This window comes from Neobacillus sp. DZ-9 (genome assembly GCF_059587065.1).
In genome coordinates, this window is record NZ_JCAIOL010000002.1 from 195311 (window position 1) to 213600 (window position 18290).

An 18290-nucleotide genomic window follows, 5' to 3' on the forward strand; every position below is an offset into this window, starting at 1 on the left:
TAAATGGGGTCCGGAAGAAATACCGTTGAAATTATATTATCAGCCCAGGACAGAGCAACCGGAGCGATAACAGGGGCATTTGGCAACTTGGAAAATTCATCATCAAGAGCAATGGGAGTTATAAAGGCTGGTGCTGCATTGGCAGTTGGCGCAATGGCAACAGTAGCAACAGCTATTGCAAAAGTGGGAATTGACCAAAACGCAACCGCTGAGAGCTCCCAAATGGCCTGGAAAACCTTATTGGGCACCCAAGAAAAAGCAGTAAAAATGTATCAGGATATCGCTAATTTTGCGAAGAAAACGCAATTTGATTCTGCATCAGTTGACCAAATGGCCAAATATATGAACAATGCTGGATATGCCGGGGAAAAATTATTTGCCCAATTAGGAAAGATTGCAGACGTTTCCGGTGCGTTCAATATAACAGCAGATTCAGCCACAGAATTAGCAAAGCAAATGGCCCAGGTTCAACAGGCAGGCGTTGCTTATACCGAGGATTTAAATATTTTAGCGGATAGAGGGGTACCAATCCTTCAAGCTATTGCTAAAGTTACTGGAACCAATGTTGCGGAAGTTAAGAAAATGGCATCAGAGGGAAAAATCACAGCTGATATTTATAACAAAGCTTTTGACAGCATTGCTACAAGTGTAAAAGGGGCAGCAGATGCACAGTCACAAACTTTTGACGGAATGATGTCTACATTACAAGATAATTTGGGCATTATCGCAGGACAATTAGCCAAACCTCTCTTCGATAAGATGAAACAGGGGTTGGACACATTAATGCCAATCCTAGACCGTTTCTCTTCAACTTTAAAAGACCAGGGGTTGAAAGCAGCATTAGGTGAAATCATAAGCCCAGACAATGTGGATAAATTGTATTCTGTGTTTAATACAGTAAAAGATGTTGGGGTTATAGCCTTTAATTTATTGAAAGATGCTGTTAAATTTACTGCAGATAATTTTAATATCATTGGGCCGATTTTGGTGGGGGTTTTAGCTACCATTACAGCTTATTCCATCATTACACCTATTGTAGCTGCAGTCAAAGCTTGGCAAACAGCAACCGCAACTATGACAACAGCACAATGGTTATTAAATGCTGCATTAAATGCAAATCCAATCGGGTTGGTTGCAGGAGCTATAGGATTGCTAGTAGCCGGTGGGATTTTGTTATATAAAAATTGGGACACCGTTAGAAGCAAAACGGCGGCATTATGGGATAAGTTAGGGGCTTTTCAAGGAGTAGCTAATATTGTTCTTGGTCCGATAGGTTTTTTAATCCAGGCGGCTGTTGATTTAGCTGAAAATTGGGATTCAACCAAAAGCATTTGGGAAAACGTTTGGAATGCCATTAAAAGAACTGCGCAAAAATCCGTTAATGAGGTAATTGATAGTATCAATTCGTTAATTAAGAAAATCAACAAAATTCCAGGTGTTGAAATCCCTTTAATCGCCCATGTGCAATATGTAGAAGTAGGGAAAAAAACTGGATCTAGCGGCACTGGTGTCAGTATATCAAAAACAGCTGCCCCGGCCCGTTATGCAAAAGGTACGAATTTTCACCCTGGAGGACTTGCTATTGTCGGGGAGGAAGGGCCGGAATTGCTTGAGCTTCCGACAGGTAGCAAAGTTCATACAGCCTATAGAACAAAGCAGATGTTTGAAAAACCATCAACGCCAAATCAACCATACGCCGCACCACAATATGCAATCATCAATATTGATGGCCGGCAGGCTATGTTGGCTATGATTGATTACATTGAAGAAGAACAGGCGTTAAGGGAAAGGAGATGGGCCACAACATGATCAATTTCAATGGGACAGATTTAATAACGGCCATTCCAGGGCTTGCAATTACAGATATTAAAGGCCGTGGCCCCATTTCCCAAGATTTGAATACAATCACAGTTCCGGGGAGACCTGGAGCTTATTTTGTGGATAAAAGCATTCCTGCTCGAACAATTCCAGTTTCAGTTGATTTAACCGGAAATTCATTGGCGGATATTCGGACAAAGGTAGATTCATTGAATGCTATTTTAAATGTTTCAGCCCCGGTGCCTATTATCTTTAATGATGAACCAACGAAAACCTATTATGGGATGCCAAGTGCCAATACAGATTGGAATGAGTTTCTTTTCAGAGGAAAAGGAACCATTAATTTTTATTGTGCAGACCCTCATAAATATAGCAGCCAAAACACAACGGCGGCTTATACAGAAACGGCAACCATAAACGCTGCTGGGAACCAAAATTCAGACCCAATTACAACGATTGTTTTGAAAGCAGATACACCATACATTTCTTTGTATAATGCCACAACAGGAAAAATGAATCTGTTAGGGATGCCCACAAAACCAAGCGAAACACCAACAGATGCAGATACATTAATTTCATTGGAGCAGTTTACAACCGTAACAGGTTGGACAGCCCCGGCGAGTACAGAAGATGGAACAATTGCAGGGACGATGTCTGTTTTTGGGGGATATAAATTTATCTGCAGTGATTATGGAACAGGCACAGGATGGCATGGACCTGCATTAAAGAAAAGTTTACCGTCTTCTATCCAAGATTTTAGAATGGATTTTTATTGTAGTATGGCAATAATGGGGGCTCTCCAATCAACCGGGGGAATAGTTATATCTTTGTTGGATGGACAGAACAATGTTGTTGCAAAGGGCAGCTTATATAAATACTACCCTGGCATGGGTTCCATGTTTGCTAGTTTAAGAGCCGGGAAAGCCGCCAATGGTTATACAGCCGTTCAAGATAAAAGAATGGATTCAAATGATTTATCGGTAATGTTGCGGATTACTCGAAAGGGGACAACATGGACATTTGACGTATTTCAATACAAAGTCAACAGATATGTTCCGCTTACCATTTTACACCCGGAAAGGTTTTGGATAGATTCCGGAGGCATTGCAACCGCAGCAGTAACACAAATCCAAGTTCAATTGATGCAAAGGGATGCTTACAATGCTCTTTCTCAGGCTTGCGATGATGCATCATTTTGGAGGCAAAACACATTGGCAGCAGGACAATTGCCGTATGTGGGTAAGAATGGGGATACCATTGTTTTTGACCACAAAAACAACGTTATAACCAGGAATGGGGTAGACGTTACAAAGGACAAAGCATTTATTGGTGAATATTGGCCATTGGCCCCAGGTAGCAATACTTTAATTGCCGAACCGACAACCGCATTTACAAGTGTACAAACCCAATGGCAAGATAAATGGTTGTAAAAATGGGGTGAGAAAGTGAACGATTTAATCCATATACTAAACGGAAAAACAGATGAAATTATTGGGGTTTTATCCGTAAGAAATGCAGATTATTGGGCGGACGAAAGAACCGACAGTTTAAACAATGAAGATATGTTTGATTTTGTGGTAAATGCGAGATATGAAAAATCCTCTTTACTGCAAAAAAGGAACCGTTTAATTTTGCAAGATGAAGATGGATATTTCAGAGAATATCTAATTTGGTATTGTGAACAGTACAACCGGGGAGAAAAACAAATCCGTTCAAACGGTTCCTGGATTGATTTGGCCAAAGCTAATATTATTCCGCCTCAAACATTGCAAGGGGCAACAGCAGCAAGCGCAGCCCAGGTTGCATTAACAGGCACAGAATGGACATTAGGCCAAGTTGATTATGCCGGGATTAATACCATGTTTTTAGATGGATACACAAATCCATTGGATTTATTAAAAAACATTGCATCAACCTTTAACCTGGAAATCAATTACCGGGTTGAGATTACCGGGAACAAAATAACCGGGCGGTTTGTTGACTTAAAAACCCAGGTTGCCGGATTTGAGGGCAAGGAAATCAATTTTGGGAAGGATCTGCAAACCGTCAAACGAAAAGAGGATGGATTAGCCATCATAACCGCATTAACAGGATTGGGCCCTGTTAAAGAAGATGGAACCCAGCTAACCATTACCGTTTATGATACAGATGCTAAAGCAAGATGGGGCCGGAAAGGGTTAGACTTAATCCAAACTTATGAACCCCAAAGCAGCGACACAGAAATGACATTGGATAGGTTGCAAACGTTAACCCAAAACGAATTAGAAAAGCGGATTGATTCCGTTGTCACTTATGAATGCGATGCAGCAAGCCTGGAAGAAATTCCAGGGCTCAACCATGAGAAAATCAGAAAAGGGCAAACGGTGAGAATCAAAGACGATGGCTATCAACCACCTCTTTATTTAGAGGCGAGAATTGAAGAAGTAAAACGGCAGCAATCAACCGGAAAACTGAAATCATTTAAGATTGGTAGTTTTAAAGAGTTTTCAAAGGCAGATTTGCAGGCCCAAATAGCATCATTGAAACAATCTTTGGAATTGAAAGCCAAGTATTTATTTAATCCTTTTATTGCATCGTCTGCCGGAACAACCTTCAAAAACGGAATAGGCAGCACAACGTTAACCGCACAATTATTTTCATCCGGAAAAGAAATAGACACAGGGAAAATTTCGATACCTACAAATGCGGGGCTATGGGCGCAAGGGTATCAAGGTAACCCAGGGGAACCAACAACATTATGGTATCCGCAATTTATTTCTGTAAAACCGAGCACAAATTATACTGTTAAGGTTACGAGCGGTTATATTATCAGTTTTGACGAGTTGAGCGATGCAGCTACAGATATTTCAAGTGACACAGGAAAAATTTTGTGGAATCCGTATGGGCAAGAATTAAATATAAAAACAACAGCTACCACGACAAAAATTAGAATATTTATCAAGAAGGGCAGCGGAGCAAATATTTTGCCATCTGATATTTCAGCAGCGCAGCCCACAATTGAAGAGGGCGGAACATTGTATGATTATTCATGGAGTAAGAAGGATAAAGATGGAGTTGTAACTACGCCGTCAAATCCTACTTCAAAATCAGTGAGTGTAAATGTGGCTTCAGATATTGTTGAACGAGCAACATATTTCTGTGATATAAAAGATAAAAGTACAGGTGTGGTTGTCCAGACTACACAGGTAACAGTGACAAATATTAATGATGGTGCAACAGGTTCCCAGGGACCAACAGGAAATACAGGTCCTCAGGGTCCTCAAGGGCCAGCAGGTAAAGATGGCGTAGCTTATATTGGTCAATCTGCTCCAAGTAATCCAGCAACAAATGGCACATGGTTCCAAACTGATTCAGGTGGAAAGATAATAGCAATCCAGAAATGGACAGGAACAGTATGGAGTCCAGCATTAATGGATGCAGCAACATTAAATGTTCTTATGTTGTCAGCAATCTCTGCCAATCTTGGGAATGTAACTGCAGGAAATATCATGGGTGTCACTTTAACATTAGGTGGTGCCTCAAATGGTGTCCTAACTATACAAAATGCATTGGGTGAAAATATAGCCCAATTTGATGCCTCACAAGGCGGATTTGATAGGCTTTATGTAGGTGATTTAAAAAGCCCATCAATTGCAGGTTATAATGAGCAAACTTTAAATTTATATGTGGATCCTGCCGGTGACGATTCAAATGATGGATTAACTACAGGTACAGCGAAACAAACTATCCAGTCTGCAATTAATTTGATACCAGAATTTAATAATGGTCAGGTCAATATATATTGTAAAGTGACAGCAGGAACAAGGTATGATTATTGGGGCAATATTGATATATCAGGTTTCCAAGGTGCTGGATCTATTACGATTGAAGGATACAACTGGAATAGTTATATTCAAGGAAAAGTTGTAATTAATGGTTGTACAAATAAAATTTATATTAATAATTTTACAATCAACTATACAGGTGATAATGGTAGTGAAGCGCTTGCTGCGTATGCGTGTAGCTGGGTATCTTGTACAAAAGTTTGGGTTTATGGACAAGGTAAAGCAGCGTCAATGTTCCTTGCACAAAATGGAACAAGAATGTTCTTAAGTCAATGTGAAGGATATAATGGGTCTTTTGTTGTAAACGCTCAAAATCTCTCAATGATTATGGTTGATACATGTAAAGGTCTTGGAACTTCAAGAGGAATAGTTGCTCAGTGGGGTGGATGGATCTATGTTCAAGGCACATATCCTGGAGGATCTACTTCCAATACCTATAATGATTCAGGAGGAGGATTTACATTGGGATCCTCTACAGTGAATAATGGAGCTGCAGGAACAGCACCACCAGTACAGACAACAACAAAATGGACATCAAATGTTGCTGATAACTGGTCATCTGCTTATAGTTCATGGCAAGGTGGAGGGGCGAAACAAGGGGATTATGGCTTTGGTCAAAGAAAAGGTTTATGGTGGTTTGAATCTTCACCATTTGCTGCAACTTTAACAGGCAAGACAATTAAGTCGATGAGAGTTTGGATCCAGAGGGCTTCTTCAGGTGGTAACTCAGGAAAAGTAAGACATTATCTCCATCCACATACTTTTGCAATGAAGGCTGCAACACCAAATAATCCATCATTATCATTGGAAACTTCATTCAATGTGTTTGTGGATCTGGCATGGGGTGAAGGTGCCTGGGTAACAATTCCTTCTACATGGTTTGCAAGTTTCCAGAGTGGATCATATAAAGGGATTGGTATTTGGGCAGGATCAACAAGTAATCAATATTATTCAATTATGAGTGGACAATGTACACTTGAAGCAACTTATTAATAATGGGGTGAAGTTATGAAAGTATTATTTTATGATCCTGAAAATAACATAGTTGATATAGTTGAAAATGTAGCGGATCCCATTATCGATGATAACAATATCCAATGGAAGACTGGCGCCTTAACGGGTGCTAATCTTCCATTTTTATTAATAGATGATAATGTTTCCTTTGATGGGACTGTAACTCCTGAATTAATCTCTTTAGATCAAAAAGGAAATTATATAATAAAGACAGTTGATCTTGAAAATGAAAATGCAGATTTGAAAGAGCGCTTAGAATCGGCAGAAATGGCTATTATTACGCTTATGGATTTCATGTAGAAAGGAGTTGATAAAAATGTATCAATTCGTGCTTAATATGTGGACTTTCCGTAAAATTACAGAATCACAGGTTCATAATTACGTAGCCAAAGGCTTTATTTCACAGCAAGAAGCAGACCAAATTTTAGTAACACCACAAAACTAAATTAATGGTAAGAGTAGTCATTGACTGCTCTATTTTTATTTTAAGGAGGTTTTTATATGCCTTTAAATCAAAATCAACGGTTTAAAAGAAAGAAGGCTTTATCGAGGGTTTATCTATCTAAGGTGATCTTATGGTAGACAATATAAAGTAAATATTGAGTTAGAGAGGGCCTCGGCAGGTCCTCTTTTTATTTTGTATTTGAGGAGGTCCGAAATGGAACCAAACGTAAGCAAATTAGAAGAAAAATTAGATGATATCAAAGACCGCCTCATTGTTATCGAGACGAAAATGCAAATGATTAACGGAGTAGAAAAAGACACAACCGAAGCTTTGCAGAGTACTAGGAGCGCACATAAGCGATTGGATTCTATGGAGAGTAATGTTACTTGGCTATGGCGTACTGTTGCTGGTGGGCTAATTTTAGGGGTTATAGGACTTTTATTTCAATATGCAAAAAATGGAGGAATGTAAAATGGATAAAGCAAGTGTTAGTCGTATGGTGGCATTGGTAATTGTTTTGGTAAATGCGGTATTAAACCTGTTTGGTTTTAAAACAATCCCGACAGAATTTGGGGAGCATATCACTGCCCTATCATTAATCATTATTTCTTTGGTTGCAGCATGGAAGAATAATTATCTAAGTAAAAAGGGTGGTCTGCAGAAAAAAGCTTTGCAAGCCCAAGGATTAATTAAGAAATAAGTCGCTGATTACCAGCGGCTTATTATTTTTTATTAAAGGAGAGGGAAGTTAATGAACATTATTCAACGTTTCATTCCAAAAGATATCACTAAAACAAGACCTGGAATCAAAATGGTGCCCCAATTTATTACCATTCATGAAACGGATAATCCAGGGTTCAAGGCCAATGCAGAAGCTCACGCACGTTTGCAAGAGGGTGGTAACAGCCGGATAGCATCCTGGCATTATCAAGTAGATGAACAATATATCATCCAGTCTATTCCTGATAATGAAGTTGCTTGGGCAGCAGGAGACGGCGTCCATGGTCCCGGCAACAACCAATCAATTCATATCGAAATGTGTGTAAACAGTGATGGAGATTACTTACAAACGGTTAAAAATACTGCAGAGTTAACCCGACAGCTGATGAAAGAATTTAATATTCCGATTGATCGTGTTGTGCAGCACAATAAATGGACGGGTAAAAATTGTCCAAGCATTATGAGAAGCTGCAAAGTTTTAAGATGGGACCAATTCAAGGCTATGTTGAAAGAAACGAAGGACGATTGGCAAAAGGAAAATAGTGTTTGGTATTACTATGAGGATGGTAAGAAAAGGATTGGATGGCTTTTCGATGAAGGTCATTGGTATTATCTTGATGAGAAAACAGGAGCTATGGTGACAGGTTGGAAACAAGTGGCTGGCACTTGGTATTTCTTCGCCAAAAACGGTATCATGCAGACCGGCTGGCAGCGGTCCAGTGGTAAGTGGTATTATCTCGATAACAACGGGAAGATGGTCGCTAACTGTGAGCGTGAAATTGACGGGGAAAAATATCAATTTGACTCCAAAGGTGCATGGATTCAATAACCATGTTACAATGTATTTGACGAAACGAAGTAAGTCGACCTTGTTGGGAAAGCCCCTGTCTCGATTGAGATGGGGGCTTTTTTTGTATTTTTATATTCCTAATAATTGCTTTTTCTTTTCGTTAAATTCCTCATCGGTTAATACTCCAGCATCTCTTAATTCAGCAAACTTCTTTATCTCATCAGCTACACTGGAAGATTGAACTGGTGGGGTAACTGCCTCACTTTTTTGGTAAATCAAAGAATCGATTAATTTCTTTATTTCTTGAGCTACTGGTAAAGGTAAATGTTCGGCAGTAGCTTTATTATTGGAAGTAACAATTTCTAATTCAGTATTCAAAAGCCCTTTTTGATTTAAGTTAATAGAGGAAATATTCCCTAAAGGTATTTCATTAAAATTATTACTCAAGATTCCAGTGATTTTATGAGCAATAACCTTTTTATTTGTTACATAAAGCTGATCAGTAGGTTTAGGAGTAGAGCAAACAACTCCGAGTAATTTTTCTCCTTCTTGTAACTTGCTTTCCATTAATTCAATCTGTTTCTGCATAGCCTTTCTTTTGCCAAACCCTGCTAATTTAATGGTTTCTTCAATTGTATTCATTTAATTTCTCCCCTTTTAATTTCTTCCTATTCAAATTTATGTAAATAAAATACGAGCTTGTGAATTAAAAAGTTTCAAAAATTGGTTTAAAAAGGCAAATTATCATCCCTTACTTTATTCCATTCATACTTCTCTAAATCCTTCACCAGCTGCGTGATATCCTGATCTACATTCACAATTACCTTAACCAACTGTGTATGATAAGACATTTCCTTATTAATCTGTTTCCACCATTCTAAAGCAATTTGTTCCGGCTTTCTTCCCCTAAGCTGAAATGATGCACTTTGAGAGGATTTACTACCACTGGCTATGTAATAGATCTCAATCGTTATCTCTTTCATATAGATCATCTACCTTTACACCTAATAAGTCGGCCAGCTGAAATGCTTTTTCTAGGGAAGGAATACTCTTTCCAGTTGCCCAGTTTGATAATGTGTTAGCTGATACTCCTAATTGTTTCATTATGTATTCCCTGTTATACGGTGATTGTTTCATTAACCATCCAATATTACTTTTCATAAAAACACCTCAAATAACATTTCGTGAAAATTGGTTTAAATCCTCTCACAAAATTACTTTTAAAAAAATCCAACTATTTTTTTGATAGACAGGCAATTTCCTAGTCATTCGCCCATACACTGTATTAGACACTGACAAAGGAGGTATACAAAATGGGCCCGATAACATTTGGAATGGTGGCAATTGGAGTAGCTGGTGGTAGTTTGTGTGTGGTATCCATCCTTAAAGCATTAGGTGTGGAAATAAATGAAACGGCAATTAATCTTGCTTTAGAGATTACTAAATACGGTGGAATGCTTTATCTTCTACAGCATCTTACTAAATTATTCTTTTAGGAGGTATTCCAGGTGATTATGAAAAGAGACAATGACCCATATATACCAACCTGTTCATGGTGTGGTAAGCCTTATACTGACTGTAAATGTGGGAAATAGGCAACCAGCCTCCCGTGACAGATGCGGAGCAGATGGAGGGGGAGGAAGAATACGATAAGTATTCTTAGTTGCTTTGCTAATGACTTAAAAAAACACAACAAAATATTACTACTAAAAGAACTGACCGATTCAAAGACATTGAAACCTAATGACTATGACAATGAAGGAGCGAATGACTATGTTGGAATGGTTTATTCCGCCAGTGCTCGTCACGGCTGCTGCACTTGTCCCAAATAAAACGCTATCCAATTGGGACTACAAAGAAAAACATATTTATCATCATTCCTGGTTAATGCCAATCGGGAAGAAGAAAAAAGTGATTTATCACCATTTTGAGCATTATCCACACTTGCTTGTGGGCGGTACGACACGATTTGGAAAAACAATTTTTTTAAAAAGTCTTTTTACCTCATTGTTATTATCCAATCCTGACCGGGTAAGATTCATAATCATAGACTTAAAAGGCGGTGTTGAGTTTTGGAAATACAGAAATTTACCGCAAGTTTTTAAAGTCGCTCCGGATTTAGTTGAAGCAGCGAAAGCACTGGATCATGTTTATAAATTAATCAAACTTGAAGAGGAACGATTTAGAAACAATGGATGGACTAATATTACGGAAACACCAATAAAAGAGCGCACATTTATTATTGTGGATGAAGGAGCAGATTTAGCGCCCAAATTAGTATCAAAAGAAGCAAAAAAATTTGCAGAACTATGCCATGTTTATCTTGGTGAAATTGCACGTATTGGGGGAGGATTGGGGTTTAGATTGGTATATTCTACCCAATATCCTACTGTGGAAGCAGTACCAAATCAAGTGAAAATGAATATGGTTGCACGTTTGGCCTTTAAAATTGCAGATAGTACCGGCAGCAGAGTTATTTTGGGCGAAACTGGAGCTGAGGAATTAAAACCGGTGCCAGGTAGAGCTATTTATAAATTAGCCGAAAAAGTTGAAATCCAATGCCCGTATATTTCTGATAAACAAATTGGAGGGTATTTACATGAACATAGCAAGAGTGGAACAAATATTATCGTTGATTGATCACTTAGGAGTAGCAAGCGTTGGGCAACTACATGAAATTTTGAAACTAGGAACTTATCGTCATACCTGTAGAGTAATAAGTGAGCTGGAAAAATTTCTACACGTATCTAGAAGCCAGCAAAAAATTGTTTATTTAAATAAAGATGGCCGGCAGCTCATCGGATCCGAAAAGGAAATAAAAAAATCAGTCCTTTTTGACCACATGCTTTTATCAAATCAAGCTTATATTTATTACAATTGTCCGGCCGACTGGAAGAGAGAATATGCGATTGAAATAGAACAAAAGCAAGAATTTAACTTTGCAATCCAAATTCAAGGGTTATCTGTTGCCACTAAAAAGAAGATTATCCCTGATGCAGTTTTTAGTCAAAATGGATATGTACATTTAATCGAGATAGACAATACTCGGACCATGCAAGATAACAGGAAAAAAATTGAGAAATACAAAGAGATGTGGAAAGAAATTAAAAAGCAATTTGGAGCTCAGCCAAAATTATGTATATTCACTCAAAGCGAAAAAAGAAAAAAGGAATTTGGTCAACTATGCGAAAAACTTCCATTTGAAATCGTGACATTTAAAGAAATCTAAGGAGGTGATATAGATGATTAAAGTTATCGTTGATAAAGAGGCTTATAAACTTTGTGAAAAATGTGGTACTCACAGAAAACCTGAATCATTCAAAGTAAAGGGACGTAACAGAAAAGCTTGCTCTAAATGTAGAAAATAATATTGTCCTTATAAACTCCTTTGTTGACATTCGCTGTTCCTAGGGCAGGCAAACCAGCTTCATAGGCGACTGGCAGAAGAACAGCTCCGATGAGGGCAACAGCAGGGGATGGCCAGAAGAACCAGGATATGACCATCATCAGAATCCCAATGGTCCAATAAGCAAGGGTTGGGTTGCGAATTAATTTTCTAAAAGGTGAAATCATGACAGCATTAATACCTGTTGAGGTTAAGGTGTTACTCATCGCAACAATAATGGAAATAACTAGAATAGTAGACAATAATTCTGTAATGGCATAACTAAAACTGTTGAAAATACTGCTAATGGAATGACTTAAACTGCCAGTGGCAGTAATGGCGATTATGAATATCCCAGCAATACAAACAATGGTTGTATCCCTTCTCATCACCATGAATCCGATAATTAGTGCAATAAAGACTACATAAATCCAATGGAGAGCGGTAAGCTCAACTATCATATAATTCCCCCCCTTCTTTTATCCACTGGGCTAAAGCCCTGTTGGATGTAATACAGAATATGAAAAACACCTAAAGTGGTGAAAGGGGTTTGAAAAAAATCTATCTTATGATTTAAACAATTTTTTAAACGTAAAAAACGACTTTTTTTTGACAGATATGCTCGTTATCTATACAGAAATAGGTTTAATAGATATAGTGGATACTGTCTATATATTAGAAAGTTTTTAAATTCCTCCGTTATATATTAAAATGGAAAACAGACATGTCTTTGAAAGGTGGACTTTTTTTTATGACCAGACCGATTAATGAAACGTTTTTAAAAGCTGCAAAGGGGGAGAAAACCGACTACGTTCCAGTATGGTATATGCGGCAGGCAGGGAGATCTCAGCCAGAATATAGAGAAATAAAAGAAAAGTATTCGCTATTTGAAATAACGCATCAGCCAGAGCTTTGTGCGTATGTAACCCGTTTGCCGGTTGAGCAATATAACGTCGACGCAGCAATTCTATATAAAGATATCATGACACCCCTTCCAGCGATAGGAATGCAGGTAGAAATAAAGGGTGGGATTGGACCAGTTATTGACAATCCAATCCGTTCTTTAGCCGATGTTGAAAAACTAGGCGAAATAAATCCTGAGGTAGACGTTCCCTATGTGCTCGAAACCATCAAATTACTGACTACTGAACAATTATCCGTACCATTAATTGGTTTTTCCGGTGCGCCATTCACCCTAGCCAGCTATATGATAGAAGGCGGCCCATCGAAAAACTATAACAAAACAAAAGCATTTATGTACACTGAGCCAAAAGCTTGGTTTGCGTTAATGGATAAGTTAGCTGATATGACCATAACTTATGTGAAGTCGCAAATAAAAGCGGGAGCAAAAGCGATTCAAATATTCGATTCATGGGTTGGTGCCCTGAATGTAGAGGATTACCGTTACTTCATCAAACCGGTAATGAACAGAATCTTTACTTCATTAAAAGAAGAAAATGTCCCATTAATCATGTTTGGTGTTGGGGCAAGTCATTTGGCATTAGAATGGAATGATCTTCCTCTCGATGTTGTTGGTTTAGATTGGCGCTTGCCGATTGGGCAGGCTAGAGAGCTAGGTATCCAGAAAACTGTACAAGGAAATCTTGACCCTGCGATTTTGCTGGCTCCATGGGAAGTCATTGAGGAAAGAGCAAAAGCGATCTTAGACCAAGGTATGGCTCAGGATGGATACATCTTTAATTTAGGTCATGGAGTATTCCCTTCTGTCAACCCGGAAACATTGAAAAAATTAACTTCATTTATCCATGAGTATTCAGCTTCAAAATTAAGTCGATAGGACTCACATTTAAGTGTTAAAATTGGTAAGGCGTCCAATTTTTTGGCACAATAAAGTGATACCTCCATTACCGGAGAAAGTGAAAAGACTTAAAAATGAGGTGCGAACATGACAAAAAAGAAAATGGGTTTGCTAGTAATGGCATACGGTACCCCATATAATTTAGATGATTTAGAGAGATATTATACCCATATTCGACATGGCCGGAAACCAACCGATGCAATGATTGAAGATCTTCGCAATCGGTATGAAGCAATTGGAGGCATCTCTCCATTAGCAAAAATAACTCTAGAACAAACTGAGAAGCTTGAAGCGCATTTAAATAAAATCCAGGACGAAATCGAATTTAAAATGTATCTCGGATTAAAGCATATTAATCCATTTATTGAGGATGCTGTCAAACAAATGCATGAAGATGGGATTGAAGAGGCGGTTAGTATGGTCCTTGCCCCGCATTTTTCAACCTTCAGTGTACAATCCTACAATGGACGTGCCGTTGAGGAAGCAGCAAAATTGGGGAACCTCAGAATTAAAACCATTGAGAGCTGGTATCAGGAACCCAAATTTATCGACTATTGGGCAGATAGGATAACAAAAGTATTTGAATCCATGCCCGGGGAAGAAAAAGATGAAGCGATACTAATCGTTTCTGCACACAGTCTGCCAGAGAAAATTTTGCAATTTGGAGACCCTTATCCAAAACAACTGCAAGAAACAGCGGATTTAATTGCAAAACGTGCTGGTGTAAAAAATTATGTGATTGGCTGGCAAAGTGCCGGAAATACTCCGGAACCATGGCTGGGGCCTGATGTCCAGGATTTAACAAGGGAATTATTTAATGAGAATCAATATAAAGCATTCGTATTTGCTCCTGTAGGGTTTGTTTGTGATCACCTTGAGGTGCTTTACGATAACGATATCGAATGCAAAGCAGTTACTGACGAATTAGGAGTCAGCTACTATCGTGCTGAAATGCCAAATTCTAAAGAAGAGTTTATTGATGCTGTTTCCAGCGTCGTCCTTAAAGAATTGGATCGGTAAGATAGGAAATACAATGGAAGAAGGTGACGTCCGTGGCGGAAGAAAAACAAAAGGTTGTCATTATCGGTGGAGGAATAGCGGGGCTTACGTCAGCATTTTACCTTCAAAAAGCAGCTAAGGAGCTTACACTTCCTATCGAAATTAAACTAGTTGAAGCATCCCACCGTCTCGGAGGTAAGATGCAAACGGTTGTCAGGGATGGATTTACGATTGAAAGAGGTCCAGATTCCTTTTTAGCAAGAAAGACCAGTATGGTAAGGCTGGCAAAAGAAGTGGGGATGGATGATCAATTAGTTCATAATTCCACAGGAAAATCCTATGTTTTAGTCAACGAAAAGCTTCATTCCATGCCGGGAGGTTCGATTATGGGAATCCCAACAGAAATTGGACCTTTTATCACATCTGGTTTATTTTCTCTTCCCGGCAAATTAAGAGCTGCAGCTGATTTTGTTTTACCTCGGTCTGAAAGCGGGAAAGACCAATCTTTAGGAGAGTTTTTTAGAAGAAGGCTCGGTGATGAGGTGGTTGAGAATTTAATTGAGCCATTATTATCGGGTATATACGCCGGCGATATTGATCAATTAAGCTTAATGTCAACTTTTCCACAATTTTATGAAGTAGAGCAAAAATACCGAAGCTTAATCCTGGGGATGAAAAAATCAACTCCAACTCAACCAAAAAAGCCTGTAAGTACAGAAAAAACAAAAGGGGCATTTTTAACTTTTGTCAGCGGTCTTCAATCGTTTGCTGAAGCGATCGAAGCGAAATTAGACCCTTCTTCAATTTTAAAAGGGCATCGTGTTGATAAAATCACGAAAACTGACAATGAATATGAAATTTATTTAAATAATGGGGAAACCATTTATGCAGATAGCATTATTGCGGCCACACCTCACCAAGTAACGCAAATGATGTTTTCACAATATAACTTTTTTGATCCTTTTAAATCAGTTCCTTCCACATCGGTTGCAACTGTAGCTCTGGCCTTTCCGGAAGAGGCTGTTAAGCAGGATATCGATGGAACAGGGTTTGTTGTTTCAAGAAATGGTGACTATTCTATAACAGCCTGCACGTGGACACATAAAAAATGGGCCCATTCCACTCCGAAAGGAAAAGTACTGCTCCGTTGTTACGTAGGCAGAGCAGGGGATGAAACAATTGTTGACCTTTCAGATGACCAAATTACTAAGATTGTTCTTGACGATTTAAATAAGACGATGAAGATAACGATGAAGCCCGACTTCGCGATTGTTTCCCGTTGGAAAAATTCAATGCCGCAATATACTGTCGGCCATAAACAGCGCCTTGAAACCATTCTTGCTCATGTGAAAGAAGAGCTTCCAGGAGTGTTTTTGGCAGGTGCATCCTATGGCGGTGTAGGAGTTCCAGATTGCATAGACCAAGGAGAGGCAGCAGTAAAATCCGTTTTGGATTATGTAAAAGGGAAGGGAATATCTAAGGAAGCTGTTCATTGATAACAGCTTTCTTTTTTAACATTTTTATACTTGCAATGATTAAAGAATGGTCTCCGTTGGAACAATTGCTTATTTCATAATGAGACATATATCTCAACACAAAAACATCGTCAGTGAATAAGTTCTGATTTAGACCAGCCGAATCTATGATCCGGCTGGTTTTTCTGTTTATGAAAGGATAATGTATAGTATAGTTAATTAGTTTAATTTGATGGAGGAGTTCGTAATGAAACTAACAGTAATTGGATATTGGGGCGGTTATCCGAAGAAGAATGGGGCAAGCTCTGGATATTTACTTGAACACGAAGGTTTTCATTTATTAATCGACTGTGGAAGCGGTGTTCTTGCAAAATTGCAAAATGTAATAGAGCCGGAAGACCTTAATGCTGTCATCATTTCTCACTATCATCCTGACCATACAGCGGATATAGGTGTTCTGCAGCATGCCAGACTAATTCAAGGTTTCTTAGGCAAAGATTTTCCAACCCTTCCTATATACGGACACCATTATGATCAATATGAATTTACCAAGCTTACCTATAAAAACATAACAAAAGGAATCCCATATGATCCAGCTGAAAGTCTTGCGGTTGGACCCTTCCAAATCTCCTTTTTAAAGACCGAACATCCGGTTCCATGCTATGCGATGAGAATCGAGGCAGGCGGAAAGGTAATTGTTTACACGGCGGACAGTGCTTTTAAAGAAGAGTTTAATCAATTTAGTCAAAGTGCCGATGTTTTATTGTGTGAGTGTAATTTTTATGGCCATCAAAATGGAAAGTCAGCCGGCCATATGAATAGTCTGGAGGCTGGAAGGCTCGCGGCCGATGCTGGTGTAAAACAATTAATACTTACACACCTGCCGCATTACGGAATTTTATCTGAATTACTTAGGGAAGCATCTGGTGAATTTGCTGGTATAATTAAACTTGCAGAGGAATTCCAAACTATTTCACTATAAGGGGGGCACTTCTTGGATGTTATTTATCGATAATAAAGGTATCACAGATCCACGCATTAATCTTGCAATTGAAGAGTATGCGCTGAAAAATCTTGATATTAATGAGACATACCTGCTATTTTACATAAATGAACCTTCCATCATTATTGGAAAGAATCAAAACACCATAGAAGAAATTAATACCGAGTATGTTGAGGGTAATGGTATTCATGTTGTACGACGTTTATCGGGCGGCGGCGCAGTGTACCATGATCTTGGAAACTTGAATTTTAGTTTTATAACGAAGGATGATGGGGAAAGCTTTCATAATTTCCGTAAATTTACCGAGCCCGTTATTAAGGCACTGCAAAAATTAGGGGTAAATGCAGAACTTAGCGGCAGAAATGATATTGAAGTCGAAGGCAGAAAGATTTCTGGAAATGCTCAATTTTCAACAAAGGGCAGGATGTTCAGTCATGGAACACTATTATTTGATTCAGAAATGGACAATGTCGTCTCTGCTTTGAAGGTGAAGAAAGATAAGATTGAATCAAAGGGAATTAAATCTGTCCGCAGCCGGGTGGCCAATATCTCTGAATTTCTAACGGAAAAAATTACGATCAAGGAATTTCGCTCATTGATTCTAAAATATATTTTTGAAGGAGAAGACGAAATCTCCGAATATGTGCTTACTGTAGAGGATTGGGAGAAAATTCACGAGCTTTCCAAGGAACGCTACCAAAATTGGGAATGGAACTACGGGAAATCGCCAAAATTCAATCTGCAGCATTCCCACCGCTTTCCTGCGGGCTCCATCGATGTCCGTTTGGAAGTCAATAAAGGAACGATTGAAAATTGCAAAATCTATGGTGACTTTTTTGGTGTTGGCGATGTTAGTGAGTTAGAAAACAAGTTAAAAGGTGTTAGATATGAAAAAGGTGAAATCGATAAAGCTCTTATAGGTATCGATACTACCTACTATTTTGGCAAAATTTCAAAAGATGAATTTATCAATTTGATTTATTAAGAATGAAACGCGA

20 protein-coding genes and 1 pseudogene are annotated in these 18290 nt (G+C 38.6%); 17 read left to right on the top strand and 4 right to left on the bottom strand.

Features of this window, described 5'->3' with window-relative positions:
* The first annotated feature begins 3 nt into the window (after positions 1–3).
* The 8 genes from AC59HZ_RS05415 (at position 4) to AC59HZ_RS05450 (ending at position 8650) form a co-directional block, all read left to right on the top strand.
* Positions 4–1809, top strand: coding sequence for a tape measure protein (locus tag AC59HZ_RS05415; RefSeq protein WP_496544849.1), 1806 nt, complete (start codon positions 4–6; stop codon positions 1807–1809).
* Entirely contained in the window at positions 1806–3248 is a 1443-nt protein-coding gene (locus AC59HZ_RS05420; RefSeq protein ID WP_496544850.1) for a distal tail protein Dit, read from the top strand. Before AC59HZ_RS05415 ends, AC59HZ_RS05420 begins: the two co-directional genes overlap by 4 nt.
* Positions 3249–3263: 15 nt before the next feature.
* Positions 3264–6635: a phage tail spike protein gene (locus AC59HZ_RS05425; protein WP_496544851.1), complete on the top strand. Its 3372-nt coding sequence runs from the start codon at positions 3264–3266 to the stop codon at positions 6633–6635.
* A 15-nt stretch (positions 6636–6650) separates the two neighbouring features.
* Positions 6651–6956, top strand: a complete 306-nt coding sequence (locus AC59HZ_RS05430; protein ID WP_496544852.1) for a hypothetical protein — start codon at positions 6651–6653, stop codon at positions 6954–6956.
* A 16-nt stretch (positions 6957–6972) separates the two neighbouring features.
* Complete coding sequence (locus tag AC59HZ_RS05435) at positions 6973–7101, top strand: hypothetical protein (RefSeq protein ID WP_496544853.1); 129 nt, start codon at positions 6973–6975, stop codon at positions 7099–7101.
* A gap of 213 nt (positions 7102–7314) precedes the next feature.
* The gene (locus AC59HZ_RS05440; RefSeq protein ID WP_496544854.1) at positions 7315–7572 is read left to right on the top strand and encodes a hemolysin XhlA family protein; all 258 of its coding nucleotides are present in this window, start codon (positions 7315–7317) and stop codon (positions 7570–7572) included.
* 1 nt (position 7573) lies between these two features.
* The gene (locus AC59HZ_RS05445) at positions 7574–7801 is read left to right on the top strand and encodes a phage holin (RefSeq protein WP_496544855.1); all 228 of its coding nucleotides are present in this window, start codon (positions 7574–7576) and stop codon (positions 7799–7801) included.
* A 51-nt stretch (positions 7802–7852) separates the two neighbouring features.
* Positions 7853–8650 carry an N-acetylmuramoyl-L-alanine amidase gene (locus AC59HZ_RS05450; RefSeq protein WP_496544856.1) on the top strand — a complete coding sequence of 266 codons (798 nt, stop codon included), beginning with the start codon at positions 7853–7855 and terminating at the stop codon, positions 8648–8650.
* Between the two features lie 90 nt (positions 8651–8740).
* Here AC59HZ_RS05450 and AC59HZ_RS05455 read toward each other — a convergent pair whose 3' ends face one another.
* The 3 genes from AC59HZ_RS05455 to AC59HZ_RS05465 all read right to left on the bottom strand — a co-directional run bounded on the left by AC59HZ_RS05455 (position 8741) and on the right by AC59HZ_RS05465 (position 9772).
* The gene (locus AC59HZ_RS05455; protein WP_496544857.1) at positions 8741–9253 is read right to left on the bottom strand and encodes an SHOCT domain-containing protein; all 513 of its coding nucleotides are present in this window, start codon (positions 9251–9253) and stop codon (positions 8741–8743) included.
* A gap of 86 nt (positions 9254–9339) precedes the next feature.
* Positions 9340–9603, bottom strand: a complete 264-nt coding sequence (locus AC59HZ_RS05460) for a hypothetical protein (protein ID WP_496544858.1) — start codon at positions 9601–9603, stop codon at positions 9340–9342.
* Complete coding sequence (locus AC59HZ_RS05465) at positions 9575–9772, bottom strand: helix-turn-helix transcriptional regulator (RefSeq protein ID WP_496544859.1); 198 nt, start codon at positions 9770–9772, stop codon at positions 9575–9577. Before AC59HZ_RS05465 ends, AC59HZ_RS05460 begins: the two co-directional genes overlap by 29 nt.
* Positions 9773–9924: 152 nt before the next feature.
* Here AC59HZ_RS05465 and AC59HZ_RS05470 point away from each other — a divergent pair, with 152 nt between their 5' ends.
* The 4 genes from AC59HZ_RS05470 (at position 9925) to AC59HZ_RS05485 (ending at position 11979) form a co-directional block, all read left to right on the top strand.
* Positions 9925–10107, top strand: coding sequence for a hypothetical protein (locus tag AC59HZ_RS05470; protein WP_496544860.1), 183 nt, complete (start codon positions 9925–9927; stop codon positions 10105–10107).
* Between the two features lie 277 nt (positions 10108–10384).
* The gene (locus AC59HZ_RS05475; RefSeq protein ID WP_496544861.1) at positions 10385–11251 is read left to right on the top strand and encodes an FtsK/SpoIIIE domain-containing protein; all 867 of its coding nucleotides are present in this window, start codon (positions 10385–10387) and stop codon (positions 11249–11251) included.
* Entirely contained in the window at positions 11226–11840 is a 615-nt protein-coding gene (locus AC59HZ_RS05480) for a replication-relaxation family protein (RefSeq protein WP_496544862.1), read from the top strand. Before AC59HZ_RS05475 ends, AC59HZ_RS05480 begins: the two co-directional genes overlap by 26 nt.
* A 13-nt stretch (positions 11841–11853) precedes the next feature.
* Entirely contained in the window at positions 11854–11979 is a 126-nt protein-coding gene (locus tag AC59HZ_RS05485; RefSeq protein ID WP_496544863.1) for a hypothetical protein, read from the top strand.
* 31 nt (positions 11980–12010) lie between these two features.
* On the opposite strand, the pseudogene AC59HZ_RS05490 reads toward AC59HZ_RS05485, so the two are convergent.
* Positions 12011–12457, bottom strand: a pseudogene (locus AC59HZ_RS05490) (hypothetical protein); the annotation flags it as partial.
* A 290-nt stretch (positions 12458–12747) separates the two neighbouring features.
* Between AC59HZ_RS05490 and hemE the strand changes: the two are divergent.
* From hemE to lplA, 5 genes are all read left to right on the top strand, one after another.
* Positions 12748–13794 carry a uroporphyrinogen decarboxylase gene (gene hemE / locus AC59HZ_RS05495; RefSeq protein ID WP_496544864.1) on the top strand — a complete coding sequence of 349 codons (1047 nt, stop codon included), beginning with the start codon at positions 12748–12750 and terminating at the stop codon, positions 13792–13794.
* Between the two features lie 108 nt (positions 13795–13902).
* Positions 13903–14835, top strand: coding sequence for a ferrochelatase (gene hemH, locus AC59HZ_RS05500; RefSeq protein ID WP_496544865.1), 933 nt, complete (start codon positions 13903–13905; stop codon positions 14833–14835).
* Positions 14836–14867: 32 nt separating this feature from the next.
* The gene (gene hemY / locus AC59HZ_RS05505; protein ID WP_496544866.1) at positions 14868–16310 is read left to right on the top strand and encodes a protoporphyrinogen oxidase; all 1443 of its coding nucleotides are present in this window, start codon (positions 14868–14870) and stop codon (positions 16308–16310) included.
* 226 nt (positions 16311–16536) lie between these two features.
* Positions 16537–17271 carry an MBL fold metallo-hydrolase gene (locus tag AC59HZ_RS05510; RefSeq protein ID WP_496544867.1) on the top strand — a complete coding sequence of 245 codons (735 nt, stop codon included), beginning with the start codon at positions 16537–16539 and terminating at the stop codon, positions 17269–17271.
* A 16-nt stretch (positions 17272–17287) separates the two neighbouring features.
* Entirely contained in the window at positions 17288–18277 is a 990-nt protein-coding gene (gene lplA, locus AC59HZ_RS05515) for a lipoate--protein ligase (protein ID WP_496544868.1), read from the top strand.
* Positions 18278–18290: the final 13 nt, after the last annotated feature.

Coding starts and splice junctions, on each gene's coding strand:
- AC59HZ_RS05415 (WP_496544849.1), top strand. CDS start 4: ATGGGGTCCGGAAGAAATACCGTTGAAATTATATTATCAGCCCAGGAC.
- AC59HZ_RS05420 (WP_496544850.1), top strand. CDS start 1,806: ATGATCAATTTCAATGGGACAGATTTAATAACGGCCATTCCAGGGCTT.
- AC59HZ_RS05430 (WP_496544852.1), top strand. CDS start 6,651: ATGAAAGTATTATTTTATGATCCTGAAAATAACATAGTTGATATAGTT.
- AC59HZ_RS05435 (WP_496544853.1), top strand. CDS start 6,973: ATGTATCAATTCGTGCTTAATATGTGGACTTTCCGTAAAATTACAGAA.
- AC59HZ_RS05440 (WP_496544854.1), top strand. CDS start 7,315: ATGGAACCAAACGTAAGCAAATTAGAAGAAAAATTAGATGATATCAAA.
- AC59HZ_RS05445 (WP_496544855.1), top strand. CDS start 7,574: ATGGATAAAGCAAGTGTTAGTCGTATGGTGGCATTGGTAATTGTTTTG.
- AC59HZ_RS05450 (WP_496544856.1), top strand. CDS start 7,853: ATGAACATTATTCAACGTTTCATTCCAAAAGATATCACTAAAACAAGA.
- AC59HZ_RS05455 (WP_496544857.1), bottom strand. CDS start 9,253: ATGAATACAATTGAAGAAACCATTAAATTAGCAGGGTTTGGCAAAAGA.
- AC59HZ_RS05460 (WP_496544858.1), bottom strand. CDS start 9,603: ATGATCTATATGAAAGAGATAACGATTGAGATCTATTACATAGCCAGT.
- AC59HZ_RS05465 (WP_496544859.1), bottom strand. CDS start 9,772: ATGAAAAGTAATATTGGATGGTTAATGAAACAATCACCGTATAACAGG.
- AC59HZ_RS05470 (WP_496544860.1), top strand. CDS start 9,925: ATGGGCCCGATAACATTTGGAATGGTGGCAATTGGAGTAGCTGGTGGT.
- AC59HZ_RS05475 (WP_496544861.1), top strand. CDS start 10,385: ATGTTGGAATGGTTTATTCCGCCAGTGCTCGTCACGGCTGCTGCACTT.
- AC59HZ_RS05485 (WP_496544863.1), top strand. CDS start 11,854: ATGATTAAAGTTATCGTTGATAAAGAGGCTTATAAACTTTGTGAAAAA.
- hemE (WP_496544864.1), top strand. CDS start 12,748: ATGACCAGACCGATTAATGAAACGTTTTTAAAAGCTGCAAAGGGGGAG.
- hemH (WP_496544865.1), top strand. CDS start 13,903: ATGACAAAAAAGAAAATGGGTTTGCTAGTAATGGCATACGGTACCCCA.
- AC59HZ_RS05510 (WP_496544867.1), top strand. CDS start 16,537: ATGAAACTAACAGTAATTGGATATTGGGGCGGTTATCCGAAGAAGAAT.
- lplA (WP_496544868.1), top strand. CDS start 17,288: ATGTTATTTATCGATAATAAAGGTATCACAGATCCACGCATTAATCTT.